This window comes from Rhizobacter sp. (assembly GCF_031412495.1).
Lineage (GTDB): Bacteria > Pseudomonadota > Gammaproteobacteria > Burkholderiales > Burkholderiaceae_C > Schlegelella_A.
The window spans coordinates 1-17,258 of record NZ_JANODC010000128.1 but is presented as its reverse complement, the minus strand read 5'-3'; the positions used below and the strand labels follow the sequence as shown (position 1 = coordinate 17,258).

General features: G+C 72.2%; 15 protein-coding genes and 1 pseudogene. 9 read left to right on the top strand and 7 right to left on the bottom strand.

Features of this window, described 5'->3' with window-relative positions:
* Window positions 1–816, bottom strand: an 816-nt coding sequence (locus AC30N0_RS04765) for a DNA topoisomerase (RefSeq protein ID WP_489516782.1), incomplete at its 3' end; no start/stop codon positions are given.
* Window positions 817–992: 176 nt separating this feature from the next.
* Between AC30N0_RS04765 and AC30N0_RS04760 the strand changes: the two genes are divergently transcribed.
* From AC30N0_RS04760 to AC30N0_RS04750, 3 genes are read left to right on the top strand one after another with little or no spacing between them, the layout of a single operon-like run.
* The gene (locus tag AC30N0_RS04760) at window positions 993–1,424 is read left to right on the top strand and encodes an SET domain-containing protein (protein ID WP_489516781.1); all 432 of its coding nucleotides are present in this window, start codon (window positions 993–995) and stop codon (window positions 1,422–1,424) included.
* Window positions 1,421–2,254 carry a biotin--[acetyl-CoA-carboxylase] ligase gene (locus AC30N0_RS04755; protein WP_489516780.1) on the top strand — a complete coding sequence of 278 codons (834 nt, stop codon included), beginning with the start codon at window positions 1,421–1,423 and terminating at the stop codon, window positions 2,252–2,254. The genes AC30N0_RS04760 and AC30N0_RS04755 overlap by 4 nt, the downstream gene beginning before the upstream one ends.
* A gap of 8 nt (window positions 2,255–2,262) precedes the next feature.
* Window positions 2,263–2,697 (top strand): hypothetical protein, encoded by a 435-nt coding sequence (locus tag AC30N0_RS04750; protein ID WP_489516779.1) that lies wholly within the window; start codon window positions 2,263–2,265, stop codon window positions 2,695–2,697.
* Here the strand turns inward: AC30N0_RS04750 and AC30N0_RS04745 are convergent.
* Together AC30N0_RS04745 and AC30N0_RS04740 are read right to left on the bottom strand one after the other, a co-directional pair.
* Window positions 2,663–4,684, bottom strand: coding sequence for a S8 family serine peptidase (locus AC30N0_RS04745; protein WP_489516778.1), 2,022 nt, complete (start codon window positions 4,682–4,684; stop codon window positions 2,663–2,665). The genes AC30N0_RS04750 and AC30N0_RS04745 overlap by 35 nt on opposite strands.
* 92 nt (window positions 4,685–4,776) lie before the next feature.
* The gene (locus AC30N0_RS04740; protein ID WP_489516777.1) at window positions 4,777–5,136 is read right to left on the bottom strand and encodes a hypothetical protein; all 360 of its coding nucleotides are present in this window, start codon (window positions 5,134–5,136) and stop codon (window positions 4,777–4,779) included.
* 246 nt (window positions 5,137–5,382) lie between these two features.
* Here AC30N0_RS04740 and AC30N0_RS04735 point away from each other — a divergent pair, with 246 nt between their 5' ends.
* A complete protein-coding gene (locus tag AC30N0_RS04735) occupies window positions 5,383–6,171 on the top strand; it encodes a glycine zipper 2TM domain-containing protein (protein ID WP_489516776.1) in 789 nt (262 codons plus the stop codon).
* A gap of 7 nt (window positions 6,172–6,178) precedes the next feature.
* Here the strand turns inward: AC30N0_RS04735 and gap are convergent, their stop codons facing one another.
* Together gap and tkt are read right to left on the bottom strand one after the other, a co-directional pair.
* The gene (gap, locus tag AC30N0_RS04730; RefSeq protein ID WP_489516775.1) at window positions 6,179–7,177 is read right to left on the bottom strand and encodes a type I glyceraldehyde-3-phosphate dehydrogenase; all 999 of its coding nucleotides are present in this window, start codon (window positions 7,175–7,177) and stop codon (window positions 6,179–6,181) included.
* A gap of 23 nt (window positions 7,178–7,200) precedes the next feature.
* Window positions 7,201–9,252, bottom strand: coding sequence for a transketolase (tkt, locus tag AC30N0_RS04725; RefSeq protein WP_489516784.1), 2,052 nt, complete (start codon window positions 9,250–9,252; stop codon window positions 7,201–7,203).
* A 192-nt stretch (window positions 9,253–9,444) separates the two neighbouring features.
* Between tkt and AC30N0_RS04720 the strand changes: the two genes are divergently transcribed.
* Both AC30N0_RS04720 and murU read left to right on the top strand, forming a co-directional pair.
* Entirely contained in the window at window positions 9,445–9,846 is a 402-nt protein-coding gene (locus AC30N0_RS04720) for an S-adenosylmethionine decarboxylase family protein (RefSeq protein ID WP_489516774.1), read from the top strand.
* Complete coding sequence (murU, locus tag AC30N0_RS04715; protein ID WP_489516773.1) at window positions 9,843–10,556, top strand: N-acetylmuramate alpha-1-phosphate uridylyltransferase MurU; 714 nt, start codon at window positions 9,843–9,845, stop codon at window positions 10,554–10,556. The genes AC30N0_RS04720 and murU overlap by 4 nt, the downstream gene beginning before the upstream one ends.
* Before the next feature lie 10 nt (window positions 10,557–10,566).
* Here the strand turns inward: murU and AC30N0_RS04710 are convergent, their stop codons facing one another.
* Together AC30N0_RS04710 and AC30N0_RS04705 are read right to left on the bottom strand one after the other, a co-directional pair.
* Window positions 10,567–12,147, bottom strand: a complete 1,581-nt coding sequence (locus AC30N0_RS04710) for an aldehyde dehydrogenase family protein (protein WP_489516772.1) — start codon at window positions 12,145–12,147, stop codon at window positions 10,567–10,569.
* A 16-nt stretch (window positions 12,148–12,163) separates the two neighbouring features.
* Window positions 12,164–13,147 carry a potassium channel beta subunit family protein gene (locus AC30N0_RS04705; RefSeq protein WP_489516783.1) on the bottom strand — a complete coding sequence of 328 codons (984 nt, stop codon included), beginning with the start codon at window positions 13,145–13,147 and terminating at the stop codon, window positions 12,164–12,166.
* A gap of 89 nt (window positions 13,148–13,236) precedes the next feature.
* Here AC30N0_RS04705 and AC30N0_RS04700 point away from each other — a divergent pair, with 89 nt between their 5' ends.
* The 3 genes and pseudogenes from AC30N0_RS04700 to AC30N0_RS04690 form a co-directional block, all read left to right on the top strand.
* Window positions 13,237–14,631 carry an aminopeptidase P N-terminal domain-containing protein gene (locus AC30N0_RS04700; protein ID WP_489516771.1) on the top strand — a complete coding sequence of 465 codons (1,395 nt, stop codon included), beginning with the start codon at window positions 13,237–13,239 and terminating at the stop codon, window positions 14,629–14,631.
* Window positions 14,632–14,639: 8 nt separating this feature from the next.
* Complete coding sequence (locus tag AC30N0_RS04695) at window positions 14,640–15,806, top strand: MFS transporter (RefSeq protein ID WP_489516770.1); 1,167 nt, start codon at window positions 14,640–14,642, stop codon at window positions 15,804–15,806.
* 112 nt (window positions 15,807–15,918) lie between these two features.
* Window positions 15,919–17,115, top strand: a pseudogene (locus AC30N0_RS04690) (beta-ketoacyl-[acyl-carrier-protein] synthase family protein); the annotation flags it as partial.
* Window positions 17,116–17,258: the final 143 nt, after the last annotated feature.

Genomic DNA, 17,258 nt, shown 5'->3' with positions numbered 1-17,258 from the left:
GGCCTGGGCGATGGCCTTGGCGTCGGCCTCGGTCCAGAGTCGGTCGGCGCGCAACTCGGCGTCGTCAGGGTTCTTCTTCCACTTCGGGTCGAACCACTTGCCCTCGGACTCGCCGGCGCCGACCGCGAAGGTCGCGCGCACTTCCCAGTAGTCGCGCGACACGTGGCGGCGGATCTGCTCCTCGCGCTCGACCATGATGGACAGCGTCGGCGTCTGCACCCGGCCGACGGTGGTCAGGAAGAAGCCGCCCTCGCGCGAGTTGAAGGCCGTCATCGCCCGCGTGCCGTTGATGCCGACCAGCCAGTCGGCCTCGGAGCGGCTGCGCGCCGCCTCGGCCAGGCCGCGCAGTTCTTGGTCCGAGCGCAGGTGCTCGAAGCCGTCGCGGATCGCCGCCGGCGTCATGCTCTGCAGCCACAGCCGCTTGACCGGGTGCTTCGACTTCGCGTGCTGCTGGATCAGGCGGAAGATCAGCTCGCCTTCCCGGCCCGCGTCGCAGGCGTTGATGAGCTCGCCGACGTCCTTGCGCTTGGCCAGCCGGACGATCGCGTTCAGCCTCGACTTCGTCTTGTCGAGCGGGGCGAGGTCGAAGTGCGGCGGAATGATCGGCAGGTTGGCGAAGCTCCACTTGCCGCGCTTGACGTCGAACTCCTCCGGCGCCCGGATCTCGAGCAGGTGGCCGACGGCCGAGGTGACGATGTAGCCCTCCGACTCGAAGTACTCGTCGTGCTTGTCGAACTTCCCGGCGACCGGCGTCAGCGCGCGCACGATGTCCTGCGCGACCGATGGCTTCTCCGCAATGATCAGTGATTTGCTCATTCGTCTTTTCGTTGGCTCCGCGGGTGCCGGGCGTACCTACAATCCCGGCTTCTCGCGCGCACGCACCCGCGCGCGCACCCATGAATTCAATGTACCCAAAGAAATCCGACGCGCTGCAAGCCCCTGAAACCGACACGTCCCCCGCCTCCGCCCCAGGGCGAGGCAGGCGCATCCAGGTGCGTCGCTCGGGCATCCACGGCAAGGGTGTCTTCGCCCGGGTGCCTATCCTCGAAGGCGAGCGGATCATCGAGTACACCGGGAAGGTAATCACCTGGAGGCAGGCGCAGCGCGCGCACCCGCACGACCCGGCCGATCCGAACCACACCTTCTTCTTCCACATCGACGACAAGCGCGTCATCGACGGCAACGACCACGGCAACTCGGCGAAGTGGATCAACCACTCGTGCGGGCCGAACTGCGAAGCCGACGAGGTCGAGGGCCGGGTCTTCATCAACGCGCTGCGCGACATCGCCCCCGGGGAGGAGCTGAACTACGACTACGGCCTGATCCTCGAAGGCCGGATGACCGAGAAGGTGAAGAAGATGTTCGCGTGCCGCTGCGGCGCGCCGCAGTGCCGGGGCACGATGCTGGCTTCCAGGCGGCGATGAGCAGGGGGTCCGGTCTCGCGATCGAGCGTGTCGCCGAGACCGGGTCGACGAACAGCGACCTGCTCGAGCGGATCCGCGCCCTCGCCGCTGCCGGCGCAGACCGCCTCGTCCCCCTCGTCCTCGTCGCCGACCGGCAATCGGCCGGGCGCGGCCGGCACGGCCGGACCTGGCATGCCACGCCCGGCGCGTCGCTGACGTTCTCGCTCGCCTGGCCGTTCGCCCGCCGCGACCTGTCAGGCCTGTCGCTCGCGGTCGGCACCGTGCTCGCGGACAGCCTCGATGCCGCGGCAGGGCCGGCCCGCCTCGGCTTGAAGTGGCCCAACGACCTCTGGCTTCTCGACGATGCGGCCGGCTCCGAGTCCATGCCGGGGCGCAAGCTCGCCGGCGTGCTGATCGAGACGGCGCCGCTCGGCGCGACGCGCGTGGCCGTCATCGGGGTCGGAGTCAACGTCCTGCCGCAGGCGGTCGCCGACACGCCCTCCGGATCGGCCTGCTGGGCCGAGATCGAGCCCGCGGCGACGCCCGATGCGGCGCTCGGCCGCATCGTCGCGCCGCTCGCCGCCGCCCTCGAGCGCTTCGAGGCCGATGGCCTGGCGGCCTTCGCGGCCGCCTTCGCGAGGCGCGATCTGCTGCGCGGCCGGTGCGTCGTTGCACGCGGACCGCGCGGGCCGGTGGAGGGCATCGCCGCCGGCGTCTCAGACCGAGGCGAACTGCTGCTCGAGGGCCGGAGGGGACTCGTTTTGGTAGGCAGCGGCGAGGTTCGCGTCCGCCTCGTCGGCGGCTCGGGCGACGCGTCGCGGTCACGGCAAGCGGCAGGCTCGACGTGCTGAGAGCGGCGTTGCTGGTGCTCGTCGCCGCGAACCTGCTGTTCTTCGCCTTCAGCCACGGCTGGTTCGACGCCGTCCCTGGCCTACGCGCGCTGGGCGACCGTGAACCGGAGCGGCTCGGCAGCCAGGTGCGGCCGGAGTCGATCACCCTGTGGCCGGCGCCGCCGGCCGGCGTCGCGCCGACCGAGCCGACCGGCTGCTACGAGGCCGGGCCGTTCGTGACGGTCGACGCCGTCAACGTCGAGGGCATCCTGCGCGCCGCCCTGCCTCCGGGAAGCTGGGCCGCGGTTCGCAGCGACAACACCGTCGGCTCGGCCCTGGTCACGACCCTGATGTACCGGGTTGCCGCCGCCGACCCGGCGCTGGTGGCCCGGTTGACGTCGCTCCGCCTCGACCCGAACGGGCGCGGCTTCAGCCCCTGTCCGGACCCGGCGCGGCCGCGCTGAGCCGCGCCGTCCGCCGCCGCTCGGCGCGGTCGGCGGCTGCGAGGGCCAGGGTCGCGGCGAAAAGGAGCAGCAGCCACTCGGCACCGAGCGCGCCGCCGCCGCCGCTGTCCGCAGGGACCGCGTTCGCGACCGGCACGGCGGCGACGCTGACGCTCTGTGTCGCGGTCGAGGCGACGCCGACGTCGTCGGTCGTCGTCAGCCTGACGCTGAAGGTGCCGGCGCCGGTCGGCAGCAGCGTGACCGTACTGGCGTTGGCTGCGCCAGCGAAGGCGGTGACGATGCCGCCGCCGTCGACGAGGGTCCACTGGTAGGTGCTGATGCTGCGGCCGTTGCCGACCAGCGAGCTCGAGCTGAGGACGACCGGGCTGCCGGCGGTGGGCGCGGCGGTGTCGATGCTGATCCGCGCCTGCACGCTCATGGTGGCGAGGACAGCGGCACGCACGTCGAGCATGCCGGCGCCGCAGAGACCGGTGGTGCAGACGCACTGCAGCTGGTCGGCGCCGTTCGGTGCCGTGCACATCGGCACGGCCGCGCCGCCTTCGTCGACGGCTGCAGTGGGGAACGGCCGGGCCGTCGCCTGCAGCTTGCCCTTCACCTCGGCCGGCGTGAGCCCCGGCTGGACCGACAGCATCAACGCCGCCGTCCCGGCGACGAGCGGCGAGGCGAAGCTGGTGCCCAGCGATGCCACGAAGGCGTCGGAATAGATGCCACCGGCGACTGGCGTGGTCGTGCCGGCGTTGGTCGTCGTGACCATCGGGTACAGGCAGGGCTCGTTGTTGCCGATGTTGACGCAGTTGCCGCCCGGGGCGCTGATGGCGATCTGCGGCCCCAGGTCGGAGAAGCCGACCTTGGTGCCGAGGTGGCGGATCCCGGCGACGGCGATGACGCCGGCGCAGTTGGCAGGCGTGTTGACGGCGTGCCCGGCACTGTTGCCGGCCGACGCCACGACGACGACGCCGGCAGCGTTCAGGTTGGCCGTCTCGGTGGCGTAGGCGGCATTGCAGGAGCCGGTGCCGCCGAGGCTCAGGTTGACGACCCTGGCCGGGTTCGGGTTGGCGGGCAGGCCGGGCACGTTGAGGCCGGCGGCCCAGCGCATGCCGGCCAGGATGTCCGAGTCGTAGCCGCCGCACTTGCCGAGCACGCGGACCGGCATGACCCGGACCGAGCGACCGAGGCCGGCGATGCCGACCCCGTTGTTCGTCGTGGCGCCGATCAGGCCGAGTGTCTGCGTGCCGTGCCAGGAGCTCGACTCGACCCGGCACTGGAACAGCGGGCTGGTGCCGTCGCTGGCTTCGGCCGAGGTGACGAAGTCGCCCGGATCGCTGGCGTCGGCGTCGCGGCCGTTGCCGTCGTTCGCGGTGCGGAAGTCGGTGCCGAGGGCGTCGTCGGCGCTGACCATGTCGTAGCCCGGCAGGACGTTGCCGCCCTGCAGGTCGGGGTGGTCGAAGCGAAGGCCGGTGTCGAGGACGGCGACGACGATGCTGGCGCTGCCGGTGGTCAGGTCCCACGCCTGCTCGGCATTGATGGCCGATGGCGCGGTCCGGGCCGCGGTGCCGGCGGCGCCGGGCGGCTTCAGGTACCACTGGCCGACGTCGGGGCCGCCGGTCATTCCGGAAATGGCGCGGCTGACGTAGAGCGGGTCGTTCGGCACGGCGACGATGTACTTGCGCTCATCGGCGACGGCGTACTCGACGTCGCGCTCGGCGCCGATCCGCGCCGCCAGCTGCGCAGAGGTCATGCCGCGGGCGACGACCACCTGCGAGCGCTCGCTCAGGCCGCGACCCGATTCGAGCTGCATGCCGATGCGCCGGCCGAGCGCTTGGGCGCGCATCGTGTGCTGGGCCGCGGGCGACAGCGCCTGCGCCTGGGTCAGCGTCGAGCCTTCGCGGTACTTGACGATCACGCGGGCGTGCGCGGCAGCCGAAGGCACCGATTGGGCCAGCGGCGCCTGCAGCGCGAAGGGGGCGAAGAGGGCCGTGGCAAGCACCCCCGCGCGAATCAGAGGGCGTGCTGCCTGCATCGATCGTTCTCCAGGTCGTTGGGCTCGCGCGCGAGCTGCTGTGTTCGTCGGTCCCACGCTCACGGGGTCGCCTTCTTGCGGCCTTCGATCTCCACCGCCGCATAGACGCCGCCGGCGCTGCGCAGGCGCCCGATCGCGGTCTCGCACTGGGCAGCGCTCTGGCAGTGCAGGGCCAGGGCGTGCAAGGTCGGGCTGGCGGCAGCCGCGTAGGTCACGGGCACCCGCGCCTGCTGCGACGCGGCAGCGCTGATGGCGGCGGCATCGGCGGACGGTTGCACCAGGCGGACCAGCACGCGCAGGTCGACGGCGGGGGTCCCGGGCCCCGGCCCGGCGCCGGCGCAGGCGGCGAGCGAGATCCCCGAGACGAGGCCGCTCGCGGTCAGGGACGCGAGCATCCCGCTTCGGATCGCAAAGCTCATGAAAATCAGTTTAGGGGTCGCGCCAGGCGGTATCCGGGACCTTTACCAAGGCTTACGGAGCCTCCCGACGGGCCCGCCAAATACCGCACGTCGCCGGGCGTCGAAAGCCTTCTGCGGCGCAAAGAAATGTCAAGTTGACGCGAATTGTCGGCGACCTGCGGTATCAATGCGTCTGCTACGGGCGAACTCCATACGCCGGCACGGGTCCATGACTGACCGGCGCCACGCGCACGAACGAGGAAGAACATGAAGCTTCTGAAGACAACGGCCTGCGCCGCCATCGCGACAGGCCTTGCCGGCGGGATGGTCGCCGCACGCGCTGCCGACTACGCCACGGTGATTTCCTCGACCCCCGTGCTCCAGTCGCTCAGCGTGCCGCGGCAGGAGTGTGCCGACGTGCAGCGCCTTGCTGCGCCCCAGCCGTCCGGCGCCGGCGCGCTGATCGGCGCGATCGTCGGCGGCGTGGTCGGCAACCAGTTCGGGCACGGCATGGGCCGCGCTGCAGCGACCGGGCTCGGCGCCGTCGGCGGCGCCGCCCTCGGCAACCACGCCGAGATGAGCAACCACCCCGGCACCGTCGTGGCGTCGCGCCAGTGCCGCACGGTCCAGGCCCACGAGCAGCGCGTCGCCGGCTACGACGTCGTCTACGAGTTCAATGGCCAGCGCTACAGCACCCGCCTCGACCGCGACCCGGGCGCGCATCTCGCGATCGACGTGCGGCCGGCGGCCGACGACCGCTACGGCCGGCCGCGCTCCGGCACCGCCGTCCCGCCGGCGTATGCGGACACGCCGAGGTACGTCGAGCCGCCCCGCTACGTCGAGCCGCCGCGCTACGTCGAGCCGGCGACGATCGGCTACTACGAGCAGGCGCCGCAGACCTATGCGCCGGCGCCGGTGTACTACGACTCGCCCGTGCGCTACGTCGCACCGGCGGTGATCGGCCTCGGCATCGGCTACATGCTGGGCAACCGCTGGCACGGCGGCCATCGCCATCACGGCCATCACGGCGGCCACCGCGGCGGCCGCTGGCGCTGAATCGGGCCTACCGGGCGATCACGCGCACCATCTCGAGCACCTTGTTCGAGTAGCCCCATTCGTTGTCGTACCAGGCGACGACCTTGACGAAGGTGCTGTCGAGGGCGATGCCGGCATCGGCGTCGAAGACCGAGGTCATAGGCTCGCCGCGGAAGTCGGTCGAGACGACTTTGTCCTCGGTGTAGCCGAGCACGCCCTTCATCGCGCCTTCGGACTGCGCCTTCATCTCGGCGCAGATCTCCTGGTAGCTCGCCTCCCTGACGAGCTCGACGGTGAGATCGATCACCGAGACGTCCGAGGTCGGGACGCGGAACGACATGCCGGTGAGCTTCTTGTTGAGCTCGGGAATGACGACGCCGACCGCCTTCGCCGCACCGGTCGACGACGGGATGATGTTCTCGAGGATGCCGCGGCCGCCGCGCCAGTCCTTGCCGCTCGGGCCGTCGACCGTCTTCTGCGTCGCCGTGGTGGCATGCACGGTGGTCATCAGGCCGCGCTTGATGCCCCACTTGTCGTTGAGCACCTTGGCCACGGGCGCCAGGCAGTTGGTGGTGCATGACGCGTTGGAGACGATCGCCTCGCCCTTGTAGCTCTTGTCGTTGACGCCGTAGACGAACATCGGCGTGTCGTCCTTCGACGGCGCCGACAGGATCACCTTGCGCGCGCCGGCATCGATGTGCTTTTGCGCCGTTTCCTTGGTCAGGAAAAGGCCCGTCGCCTCGACTACCACGTCGGCGCCGGCCGCGCCCCACTTCAGGCTCGCCGGATCGCGCTCCTGCGTCAGGCGGATGTTCCTGCCGTTGACGATGAGGGTGTTGCCGTCGACCGCGATGGAGCCCTTGAAGCGGCCGTGCACCGAGTCGTACTGCAGCATGTAGGCCAGGTACTCGGGCTCCAGCAGGTCGTTGATGGCGACGACCTCGATCTCGTCGAAGTTCTGGACGGCGGCGCGGAACACCATGCGGCCGATGCGGCCGAATCCGTTGATGCCGATCTTGATGGTCATGAGAGTCTCCTGGAAGGCTGAAATCAGCGTGCGGCCAGCGCCGTTCGCACGGTCGCGACCACGTTATCGACCGTGAAGCCGAAGTGCTTGAAGAGGACGGGCGCCGGCGCCGACTCGCCGAAGCGGTCGATGCCGACCACGGCGGCGCAGCCGTACTTCCACCAGCCGTCGGTGGCGCCCATCTCGATGGCGATGCGCGGCACGCCGGGCGGCAGCACGGCGTTCTTCCACGCCGCCGGCTGACGGTCGAAGACGGTGGTCGACGGCATCGAGACGACGCGCACCGCCAGCCGGCCGTTCTCCGGCCGGGCCAGCGCTTCCTGCGCCTGCAGCGCCAGCGTCACCTCGGAGCCGGTGGCGATCAGCACCGCCTGCAGCCTGCCCGCAGCGCCGACCTCGCCCGGCTCGGCCAGCACGTAGGCGCCCTTGCCGATTTCCTCGACCGTCGCCCCGGGGTGGGTGGCGTCGAAGCCGGGCTTGGGCGCGTACGGCAGGTTGTGCCGCGACAGCAGCAGGGCGGTGGGGCGCTCGCGGCTTTCGATCGCCGCGGCCCAGGCGACGACCGTCTCCAGCGTGTCGCACGGCCGCCAGACGTCGAGGTGGGGGATCAGGCGCAGCGACGCCGCGTGCTCGATCGACTGGTGCGTGGGACCGTCCTCGCCGAGGCCGATCGAGTCGTGGGTGAAGACGTGGACCAGGCGCAGCTTCATCAGCGCCGCCATGCGGATGGCGTTGCGGCTGTAGTCGCTGAAGGTGAGGAAGGTGCCGCCGTAGGGGATGAAGCCGCCGTGCAGGGCCAGGCCGTTCATGACCGCCGCCATGCCGAACTCGCGCACGCCGTAGTGGATGTGGCGGCCGCCGCGGCCGGCCGCGTCGACGCGCACCGCGCCGTCGTCGCCGAAACGCAGCGGCGCCGTGTGGCTGGTGTTGGTGAAGTTCGATCCGGTGAGGTCGGCGCTGCCGCCGAGCAGCTCCGGCAGCTTCTTCGTGAAGACTTCGAGGGCGAGCTGGCTCGCCTTGCGGCTGGCCACCGTCTCGGCCTTGGCGTGGGCGAGCGCTGCCGCCTCGTCGACCGTGCCGCGCCAGCCCGCGGGCAGCTCGCCGGCGCTGCGCCGCGCGTACTCGGCGGCGAGCTCCGGGAACGCCTTGGCATAGGCGTCGAGGCGCTTGCGCCAGGCCGCCTCGTCGGCGCGGCCGCGCGCCGTCGCATCCCACTGCGCATAGGCCTCGTCGGGAACGACGAAGGCGGCATGGTGCCAGCCGAGCGCCTCGCGCGTCGCCTTCACCTCGTCGGCGCCGAGCGCCTCGCCGTGTGCCTTGGCGGTGCCGGCGCGGGTCGGCGCGCCCTTGCCGATCGTGGTCTTGCAGCAGACGAGGGTGGGCTTGCCGGTGCACCGCTGCGCCTGGGCGATGGCGGCGTCGACCGCCTCGACATCGTGGCCGTCGACGCCGGCGATCACGTTCCAGCCGTAGGCCTCGAAGCGCCTCGGCGTGTCGTCCATGAACCAGGGCGCGACCGCGCCGTCGATGGAGATGCCGTTGTCGTCGTAAATCACGACCAGCTTGTCGAGCTTCCAGACGCCGGCGAGCGCGCAGGCCTCGTGGCTGATCCCTTCCATCAGGCAGCCGTCGCCGACAAAGACATAGGTGCGATGGTCGACGACAGCGTGGCCGGGCCGGTTGAACTCGGACGCAAGCAGCTTTTCCGCCAGCGCCATGCCCACGGCGTTGGCCAGACCCTGGCCGAGCGGCCCGGTGGTGGTCTCGACGCCGGGCGTCACGCCCACCTCGGGGTGGCCGGGCGTCTGGCTGTGCAGCTGGCGGAAGTTGCGCAGCTCCGAGACGGCGAGGTCGTAGCCGGTCAGGTGCAGCAGCGAGTAGAGCAGCATCGAGCCGTGCCCGTTCGACAGCACGAAGCGGTCGCGGCCCGGCCAGGCCGGGTTGGACGGGTTGTGGCGCAGGTGCCGGCCCCAGAGGGCGACGGCGATCTCGGCCATGCCCATGGGTGCGCCGGGATGGCCGGAATTGGCCTGCTGCACCGCGTCCATGGAGAGTGCCCGGATGGCGTTGGCCATGAGCACCGACGGGTCGGTGGGGGGGTCCCGCCGGTCCGCGATCTGCTGGTCGGGGGCGAAGGTCGCGGTCATGAGGTGCGGCAGGGAAGGGGAGCCGGCCATTTTAGAGGTCGGGGTGCAGGCGCCGACCGACCCGGGCATCGGCCGGCGCTGCGGCCCGGGCGTCGCGACAGCGGCCCCGATAATCCGCGCGTGCACGGCCTTCACCTCACCGCTGACCTGCGCGGCTGCGCCGCCGATCGGCCGGTGATGGTCGGCACCGATGCGCTGCGCGAAGCCTGCCTTGCTGCCGTCGAGCGGGCCGGCCTCAGCCCCGTCGGCGAGCTGTTCCACCGCTTCCCGGCCGCGGCGCAGCCCGGCCATGAAGCACCGCCCGGCATCACCGGCGTGATCCTGCTCGCCGAATCGCACCTCGCCGTCCACACCTGGCCCGAGCTGGGCGCGGCGACGCTCGATGTGTACGTCTGCAACCTCGGCGCCGACAACTCGGCGCGCGCCGAGACGCTGCTCGGCGCGCTCGTCGAGGCCTTCGCGCCGGCGACGGTCGAGCGCCACGCGCTCGAGCGCGGCCGCGAGCCTCTGCCGCCGGCATGACGACGACGGCGATCATCCTGGCCGCCGGGCGCGGCGAGCGCATGCGGCCGCTGTCGGACACCTGCCCGAAGCCGCTGCTGCCGATGTACGGCAAGCCCCTGATCGAATGGCACGTCGAGGCGCTGGCGCGTGCCGGCGTGACCGAGATCGTCGTCAACACCGCCTGGCTCGAGGAGCGCATCGTCGCCGCGCTCGGCGACGGCTCGCGCTTCGGCGTGCGCCTGGCGTACTCGCTCGAGGGCCGCGACCACGGCGGCGCGCTCGAGACGGCGGGCGGCATCGCCAAGGCCCTGCCGCTCCTCGGCGAAACGTTCTGGATCGTCTCGGCCGACGTGTATGCGCCGGACTTCCGCTTCGCCGCGGCCGACGCGCAGCGTTTCCTCGCCAGCGGCCGGCTGGCGCACCTGTGGCTCGTCGCCAATCCGAGCTTCCACGAGCGCGGCGATTTCGGGCTCGACGCCGACGGCCTGGGCCTGGCCGAAGGCACCGGCTCCGACGGGCAGCGCTGGACCTACGCCAATCTCGCCCTGGCACGCGCCGAGATGTTCAAGGGCATCGTTCCAGGCACGCGTGCCGCCCTCGGCCCGCTGCTCTACGCCGGCATGCGCGAGCGGCACATCGGCGCCGAGATCTACCGCGGCCGCTGGGACAACGTCGGCACGCCGGCGCAGCTCGAGGCGCTGAACGCCGCGGCCGCGGACCGTCGCTGATCCGCGCGGCTCAGGCGCGTTGGACCCGGGTCTGCGACTGCTCGCGCAGGTACTGCGGCAGGTAGTAGAGCGATCCGCCGCCCTTGCCGGTCGAGCCCGAGCCCTTCCAGCCACCGAACGGCTGGTAGCCGGGCCAGGCCCCCGTCGTCGCGCCCTGCGGCCGGTTGGCGTAGCACACACCGGCCTCGATGCGCTCGAAGAAGCGCTCGGTCTCCTCCGCCGATCCGTAGAAGCCCGCCGTCAGGCCGTAGTCGCTGTCGTTCGCTCGGGCCAGCGCCTCGTCGAGATCGTCGACCGGTGCGACCAGCACGAAGGGCGCGAACAGCTCGCGCTGCCAGAGCGGATGGTCGGCGGCGACGCGCGCGATCGTCGGCTGGACGAAGTGGCCGTGCGCGAAGGCCGGACCGTCGAGCCGGGCGCCACCGGCGAGGAGCGCGCTGTCGCTGCCCAGGCCGCGCACCGTCGCCGCGGCGTCCTCGCAGCGCGCGACCGCCGCCGCGTCGATCACCGGCCCCATCCAGTTCTCGCGCCGCGTCGTATCGCCGATCGCGATCGTCGCCGTTGCCGCGCAGAGCGCCGAGACGAAGTCGTCGAACACCGCGCGCTCGACATAGACGCGCGAGCACGCCGAGCACTTCTGGCCCGACAGGCCGAAGGCCGAGCGCATGACGCCGGTCGCCGCGTCGTCGATGTGGCCGCGCGCCGAGACGATCGCCGCGTTCTTGCCGCCCATCTCGGCGATGCACGGCCGCGGCCAGCGGCCGGCGGCGATCGTGCGGTGCAGGTGCATGCCGATCTCGAAGCTGCCGGTGAAGGTCACGCCGGCGATGCCCGGGTGCTCGATCAAGGCCTGCCCGAGCGTGGAGCCGGGACCGCTCACGAAGTTGAAGACGCCGGCCGGGATGCCGGCGTCGCGCAGGGCGAGCGCGAGCAGGCGGCCGCTCCACGGGGTGGCCGTCGCGGCCTTGAACACCACCGTGTTGCCGGTGACGAGCGCCGCCCCGGCCGGCCCGCCCGAGAGCGCGAACGGGAAGTTGAACGGCGAGACGACGAGCCACACGCCGTGCGGCTTCAGCACGCTGCGGTTGGTCGAGACAAAGCCGGGCAGCGGGTCGGCGGCCATCGCCCTTTCGTAGCCGTCGTGGGCCTCCATCTGGTCGCACGCGTAGGCGATCAGGTCGGCCGTCTCCTGCGCCTCGCCGAGCGCCTCCATGCGGTTCTTGCCGACCTCGAGCGCGAGTGCCGCGCCGATCTCGTAGACGCGATCCTCGATGTGCTGCACCGCCCGCCGCAGCAGCGCCACGCGTTCGCGCCAGGGGCGGCGCGACCAGTCCGGGAACGCCCGCCGCGCCGCTTCGACCGCGGCATCGGCATGCGCGCGCTCGCCGGTCTGGAAGCGGCCGAGCAGCACGCGGGTGTCGGCCGGCGAGCGCAGCTCGAACTGCGCGCCGGCACGCTCGTCGGAGCCGCCGATCAGCATCGGGTGCTCGGCGCCCAGCGAGGCGCGCACCTGCTCCAGCGCCGCGTCGAAGCGGCTGTGCAGCTCCGGCGGCGGGTCGAACATCGTCGAATAGGTCAGCTTGAAGCTCATGGCGCGATGCGTCGGGTCAGGCCGAGAGCGGCAAGGCGATCTCGTCGATGCGTGCCAGCACCTCCGGGGTGAGCTTCGGCAGCAGCTCGATGGCGTCCAGGTTGCTGCGCAGCTGGCCCAGGTTCGAGGCGCCGGTGATGACGGTCGAGACGCGCGGGTTGTTCGCGACCCAGGCGATCGCCAGCTGGGCGACGGTGCCGCCCAAGTCGGCGGCGATCGCCTCCAGCTTGCCGACGGCGGCATTCTTCGTCGCGTCGGTGAGGCCCTTGACGAGGAAGCCCATGTTCTCGAGCGCGCCGCGGCTGCCGGCCGGAACGCCGGCCTTGTACTTGCCCGTGAGCAGGCCGCTGGCGAGCGGGCTCCACGTGGTGAGGCCGAGGCCGATGTCCTCGTAGAGGCGCGCGTACTCGACCTCGACGCGCTTCCTGTGCAGCAGGTGGTACTGCGGCTGCTCCATCACCGGCTTGTGCAGGTGGTGGCGGTCGGCGATGTCCCAGGCGGCGCGGATGTCGGCGGCGCTCCACTCGCTGGTGCCCCAGTACAGCGCCTTGCCCTGCGTGATCATGTCGCTCATCGCCCGCACCGTCTCCTCGATCGGCGTGTGCGGGTCCGGCCGGTGGCAGAAGACGAGGTCGATGAAGTCGAGGCCCATGCGCCTGAGCGAGCCGTCGACGGCCTGCATCAGGTACTTGCGGTTGAGCGTGTCGATGCGATTGACCGGGTTGCCCTCGCTGCGGCCCAGGCCCCAGAAGAACTTGGTCGAGACGATGTAGTTCAGGCGCGGCCACTTCAGGGCCCGGATCGCCTCGCCCATGACGACTTCGCTCTGGCCCTGCGCGTAGACCTCGGCGTTGTCGAAGAAGTTGACGCCGGCGTCCATGGCGGCGGCGAGCATCTCGCGCGCCGCGGCGACATCCACCTGGGTGTGGTACGTGACCCAGGAGCCGAGCGAGAGGGCGCTGACCTGGAGGCCGCTCGGGCCGAGGCGTCGGTAGGGCATGGACATGGGCGATCCTTGGCGGTGATCTGGCGGGAGCCGGCGAGGGTAGCCAAAAACCGGCCCCTCCGCCCGCCGCTACAGTCGTGCGGATGGACTCCCGACCGTTCGCCCGCCGACGCGCCCGCATCGCCGACGCCATGCGGCGTGCCGGCGGCGGCGCGGCCGTGCTGCCGACCGCGCCCGAGCGCACGCGCAACGGCGACAGCGACCATCCGTACCGGCACGGCAGCGACTTCCACCACCTGACCGGCTTCGCCGAGCCCGGCGCCTGGCTGCTGCTGGACAGCGACGGCCGCTCGACCCTGCTCTGCCGTTCGAAGGACCCGGAGCGCGAGATCTGGGACGGCTTTCGCCTCGGCCCGGACGCCGCGCCGGCGGCCCTCGGCGTCGGTGCAGCGGTGCCGGTCGAGCAGCTCGACGACACCGTCCTCGAGCTCCTCGCCCGCCGGCCCGCGGTCTGGTGGCCGTTCGGCACGCCCGGCCTCGGCGTGCAGGTCGAAGCCTGGCTGGACAAGCTGCGCGCCGGCGAGCGGCGCGGCATCGAGGCGCCGCGGACGCAGCACGACCTGGCGCCGCTGCTCGCCGAGCTGCGCCTCGTCAAGGACGATGCCGAGATCGCCACCATGCGCCGCGCCGCGGCGATCAGTGCCGGCGCGCACGCCCGGGTGATGCGCTTCTGCGCCGGCCGCTTTGCCGCCGGCGCGGCCGACGGCATCGCCGAGTACGAGATCGAGGCCGAGCTGCTGCACGAGTTCCGCCGCCATGGCGCCGACGGCCCGGCCTACACCTCGATCGTGGCCGCCGGCGCCAACGCCTGCGTCCTCCACTACACGCCGGGGGCGACGCGGCTGCGCGCTGGCGAGCTGTGCTTGATCGACGCCGGCTGCGAGCTCGACGGCTACGCCAGCGACGTCACCCGCACCTTCCCCGCCGACGGCCGCTTCACGCCGGCGCAGCGCGAGCTCTACGAGATCGTCGAGGCGGCGCAGCGGGCGGCCATCGCCGCGACGAGGCCGGGCGCGCGGCATCGCGATGCGCACGCGGCGGCGGTCCGCGTCCTCGCCCAGGGCATGCTCGACACCGGCCTGCTCGACCGCGACACGGCCGGCGACGTCGACGCCGTGATCGAGTCGGCCGCCTACCGCGCCTTCTACATGCACGGCACCGGGCACTGGCTCGGCCGCGACGTCCACGACGTCGGCGACTACACCCAGGCCGACGAGGCCCCGGTCGAGCAGCCCGACTGGCAGGGCGGCCGCGTCGTCAAGAAGCCGTCGCGCAAGCTCGAGCCGGGCATGGTCGTGACGATCGAGCCCGGCCTCTACGTGCGGCCGGCCGAAAACGTCCCCGAGCGTTACTGGAACATCGGCATCCGCATCGAGGACGACGCGCTCGTCACGGCCACCGGCTGCGAGCTCATGAGCCGCGACGTGCCGGTGCGCGCCGACGAGATCGAGGCCCTCATGCGCGAGGCGGCACGCTAGCGACCGTCGTGCCGGTCTTCCTCGTCCTCGCCGCGTGCGCATTCGCGAGCGGGTTCGCGCTGCGGGCGATCGACCCGATCGTCCTGCCGGTGGCCAGCCACTTCGCCGTCAGCCCGGTGACGGCGGCGCTGCTCAACACCGCCTACGCGCTGCCGTATGCGCTCGCCCAGCCGCTGCTCGGCCCGCTCGGCGACCGCTTCGGCAAGGTGCGTTGCATCCAGGTCTGCGTCGTCGTGCTGGCGCTGATGCTCGCGGCCGGCGCGTTCGCGCCGAGCTTCGAGATCCTCCTCGCCACCCGCGTCGGCGCCGGCATCTTCGCCGGCGGGCTGATCCCGCTCGTCATCGCCGGCCTCGGCGACACCTACGATATGAGCGAGCGCCAGGTGATGATCGGCCGCATGCTGTTCGCGATCATCTCCGGGCAGATGCTCGGCTCGGTGGTGTCGGGCTTCGCCAACGACGCCTTCGGCTGGCGCAGCTCGCTTCTGGTCGCCGCGGGCCTCGGCACGCTGGCGACGGCGATCGCCTGGCTCGGCATGTCGGCGCGGGACGAGGCCGCGCGCACCGAGAGCGGCTCGATCGGCGCGCTCTACGGCCGCGTCCTCGCCAACCCGAAGTCGCTGTGGCTTATCGGCGCCGTCGCCGTCGAAGGCGCCTTCTTCTACGGCCTCTTCCCGTACATGGGCGAGCTGCTTCTGGCCACGGCCCGCTCCTCGGCGAGCTCGATCGCCGCCGAATCCGGGCTGGTGCTGGGCGCCTTCGGCATGGGCGGCCTGCTCTACGCCCTCAGCGTGCGTGTCCTGCTGCGCCGGCTCGGCATGCGCCGGCTCTGCCTGGTCGGCTCCATGGCCGCAGCAGCGGCCTACGTCGCCCTGGCTTTCGCGCCGTCGTGGCCGCTCGCCGCAGCGGCGATGTTCCTGGCCGGCCTGAGCTTCTACATGCTGCACAACTCGCTGCAGACCGAGGCGACCGAGCTGGCGCCGTCGGCGCGCGGCTCGGCGGTGGCGCTCTTCGCCTGCGGCTTCTTCCTCGGCCAGGGCCTCGGCCCGCTCGTCTTCGGCGCCTTGCTGCACGGGCTCGGGCCTCGTCCAGCCCTGGTCGCAGTGGCAGCGGTGATCGTGGTCCTCGGCCGGGTCGTCGTGACGCGGGTCGTCGCCCCCCGCGTCGCCGACTGAGTGGCAGGGCCTTGCCCCTTCCGGACGCCTTCGCGACCCAGCCCCGATAATCCGCCGCCCGCTGCGCACCGTCTGCGTCGCTTGTCTCGTCCCCCGTCTGCGTCCGTCTGCCGTGCCGCTTCCCATCGCCCCCATCCGCATCAGCGCCTTCACGGCCACCACGGCCGCCGGGACCGGCCGCGCCGCCCTCCTCGCCGCCCTGCAGGACAGCCGCAGCGCGCTGACGCCGAACGACTTCGGGCCGACGCCGCTGCCGACCTGGATCGGCCGGGTCGCCGGCGTCGAGTCGGCGGCCCTGCCGGCAGCGCTCGCCGCCTGGGACTGCCGCAACAACCGCCTGGCCTGGATGGGCCTGAACGCCGACGGCTTCATCGACGCCGCCCACGCCGCGCGCGAGCGCCACGGCGCGGCGCGCGTCGCCCTCGTGCTCGGCACCTCGACGTCGAGCATCGGCGCCACCGAAGACGCCTACCGCACGCTGGACGGCGACGGCCGGTTTCCGGCCGACAACCGCAACCCGCTCGTGCACACGCCGCACTCGCTCGCCAACTTCGTGCACGAGGCGCTCGGCCTGAAGGGGCCGTGCCTGACGGTGTCAACGGCCTGCTCGTCGAGCGCCAAGGTGTTCGCGACCGCGGAGCGCATGCTGCGCCTGGGCCTCGTCGACGCGGCCATCGTCGGCGGCGTCGACACGCTCTGCGGCAGCGTCCTGTTCGGCTTCAACGCGCTGCAGCTGGTCTCGCCCGCGCCGTGCCGGCCTTTCGATGCAGGCCGCGACGGCATCAGCATCGGCGAGGCGGCCGGCTTCGCGCTGCTCGAGCGCGTCGATGCCGGCGGCCCCGACGCGCCGCACCTGCTCGGCTACGGCGAGTCGAGCGACGCGCACCACATGTCGACGCCGCACCCCGACGGGCTCGGCGCGGAACGGGCGCTCGAGGACGCGCTGGCTCGGTCCGGCCTCGACGCCGACCAGGTCGACCACGTCAACCTGCACGGCACGGCCAGCACCAAGAACGACGAGGTCGAGGCGGCGCTCGTCGCCCGGCGCTTCCCGGCCCGCACGCACGCCAGCTCGACCAAGGGCATCACCGGCCATACCCTGGGCGCGGCCGGCATCGTCGAGGCGGTCGCCAGCCTGCTCGCCCTGGAGACGGGCTGGCTCCCCGGCACCGTCAATTCCGCCGAGCTCGACACCGCCTGCGGGCCGCAGATCCGGCTGCGGCCGCAGCGCGCCGACGTGCGCATCGCGCTCAGCAATTCTTTCGGCTTCGGCGGCAACAACTGCGTCCTGGTGCTCGGCCGGGGCGAGGATCTCCGGTGCCGGCCGCTTCGCCGGCGGGTCGGCGAGCGGACCTTCGCCGCGCAACGCCGCGCGCGCCGCGGCCCAGCCCGGCAGCGTCGGCGCCCAGAAGGCGGCCGACTCGACGTGGAAGCGGGCGCCGCTCATGCGGC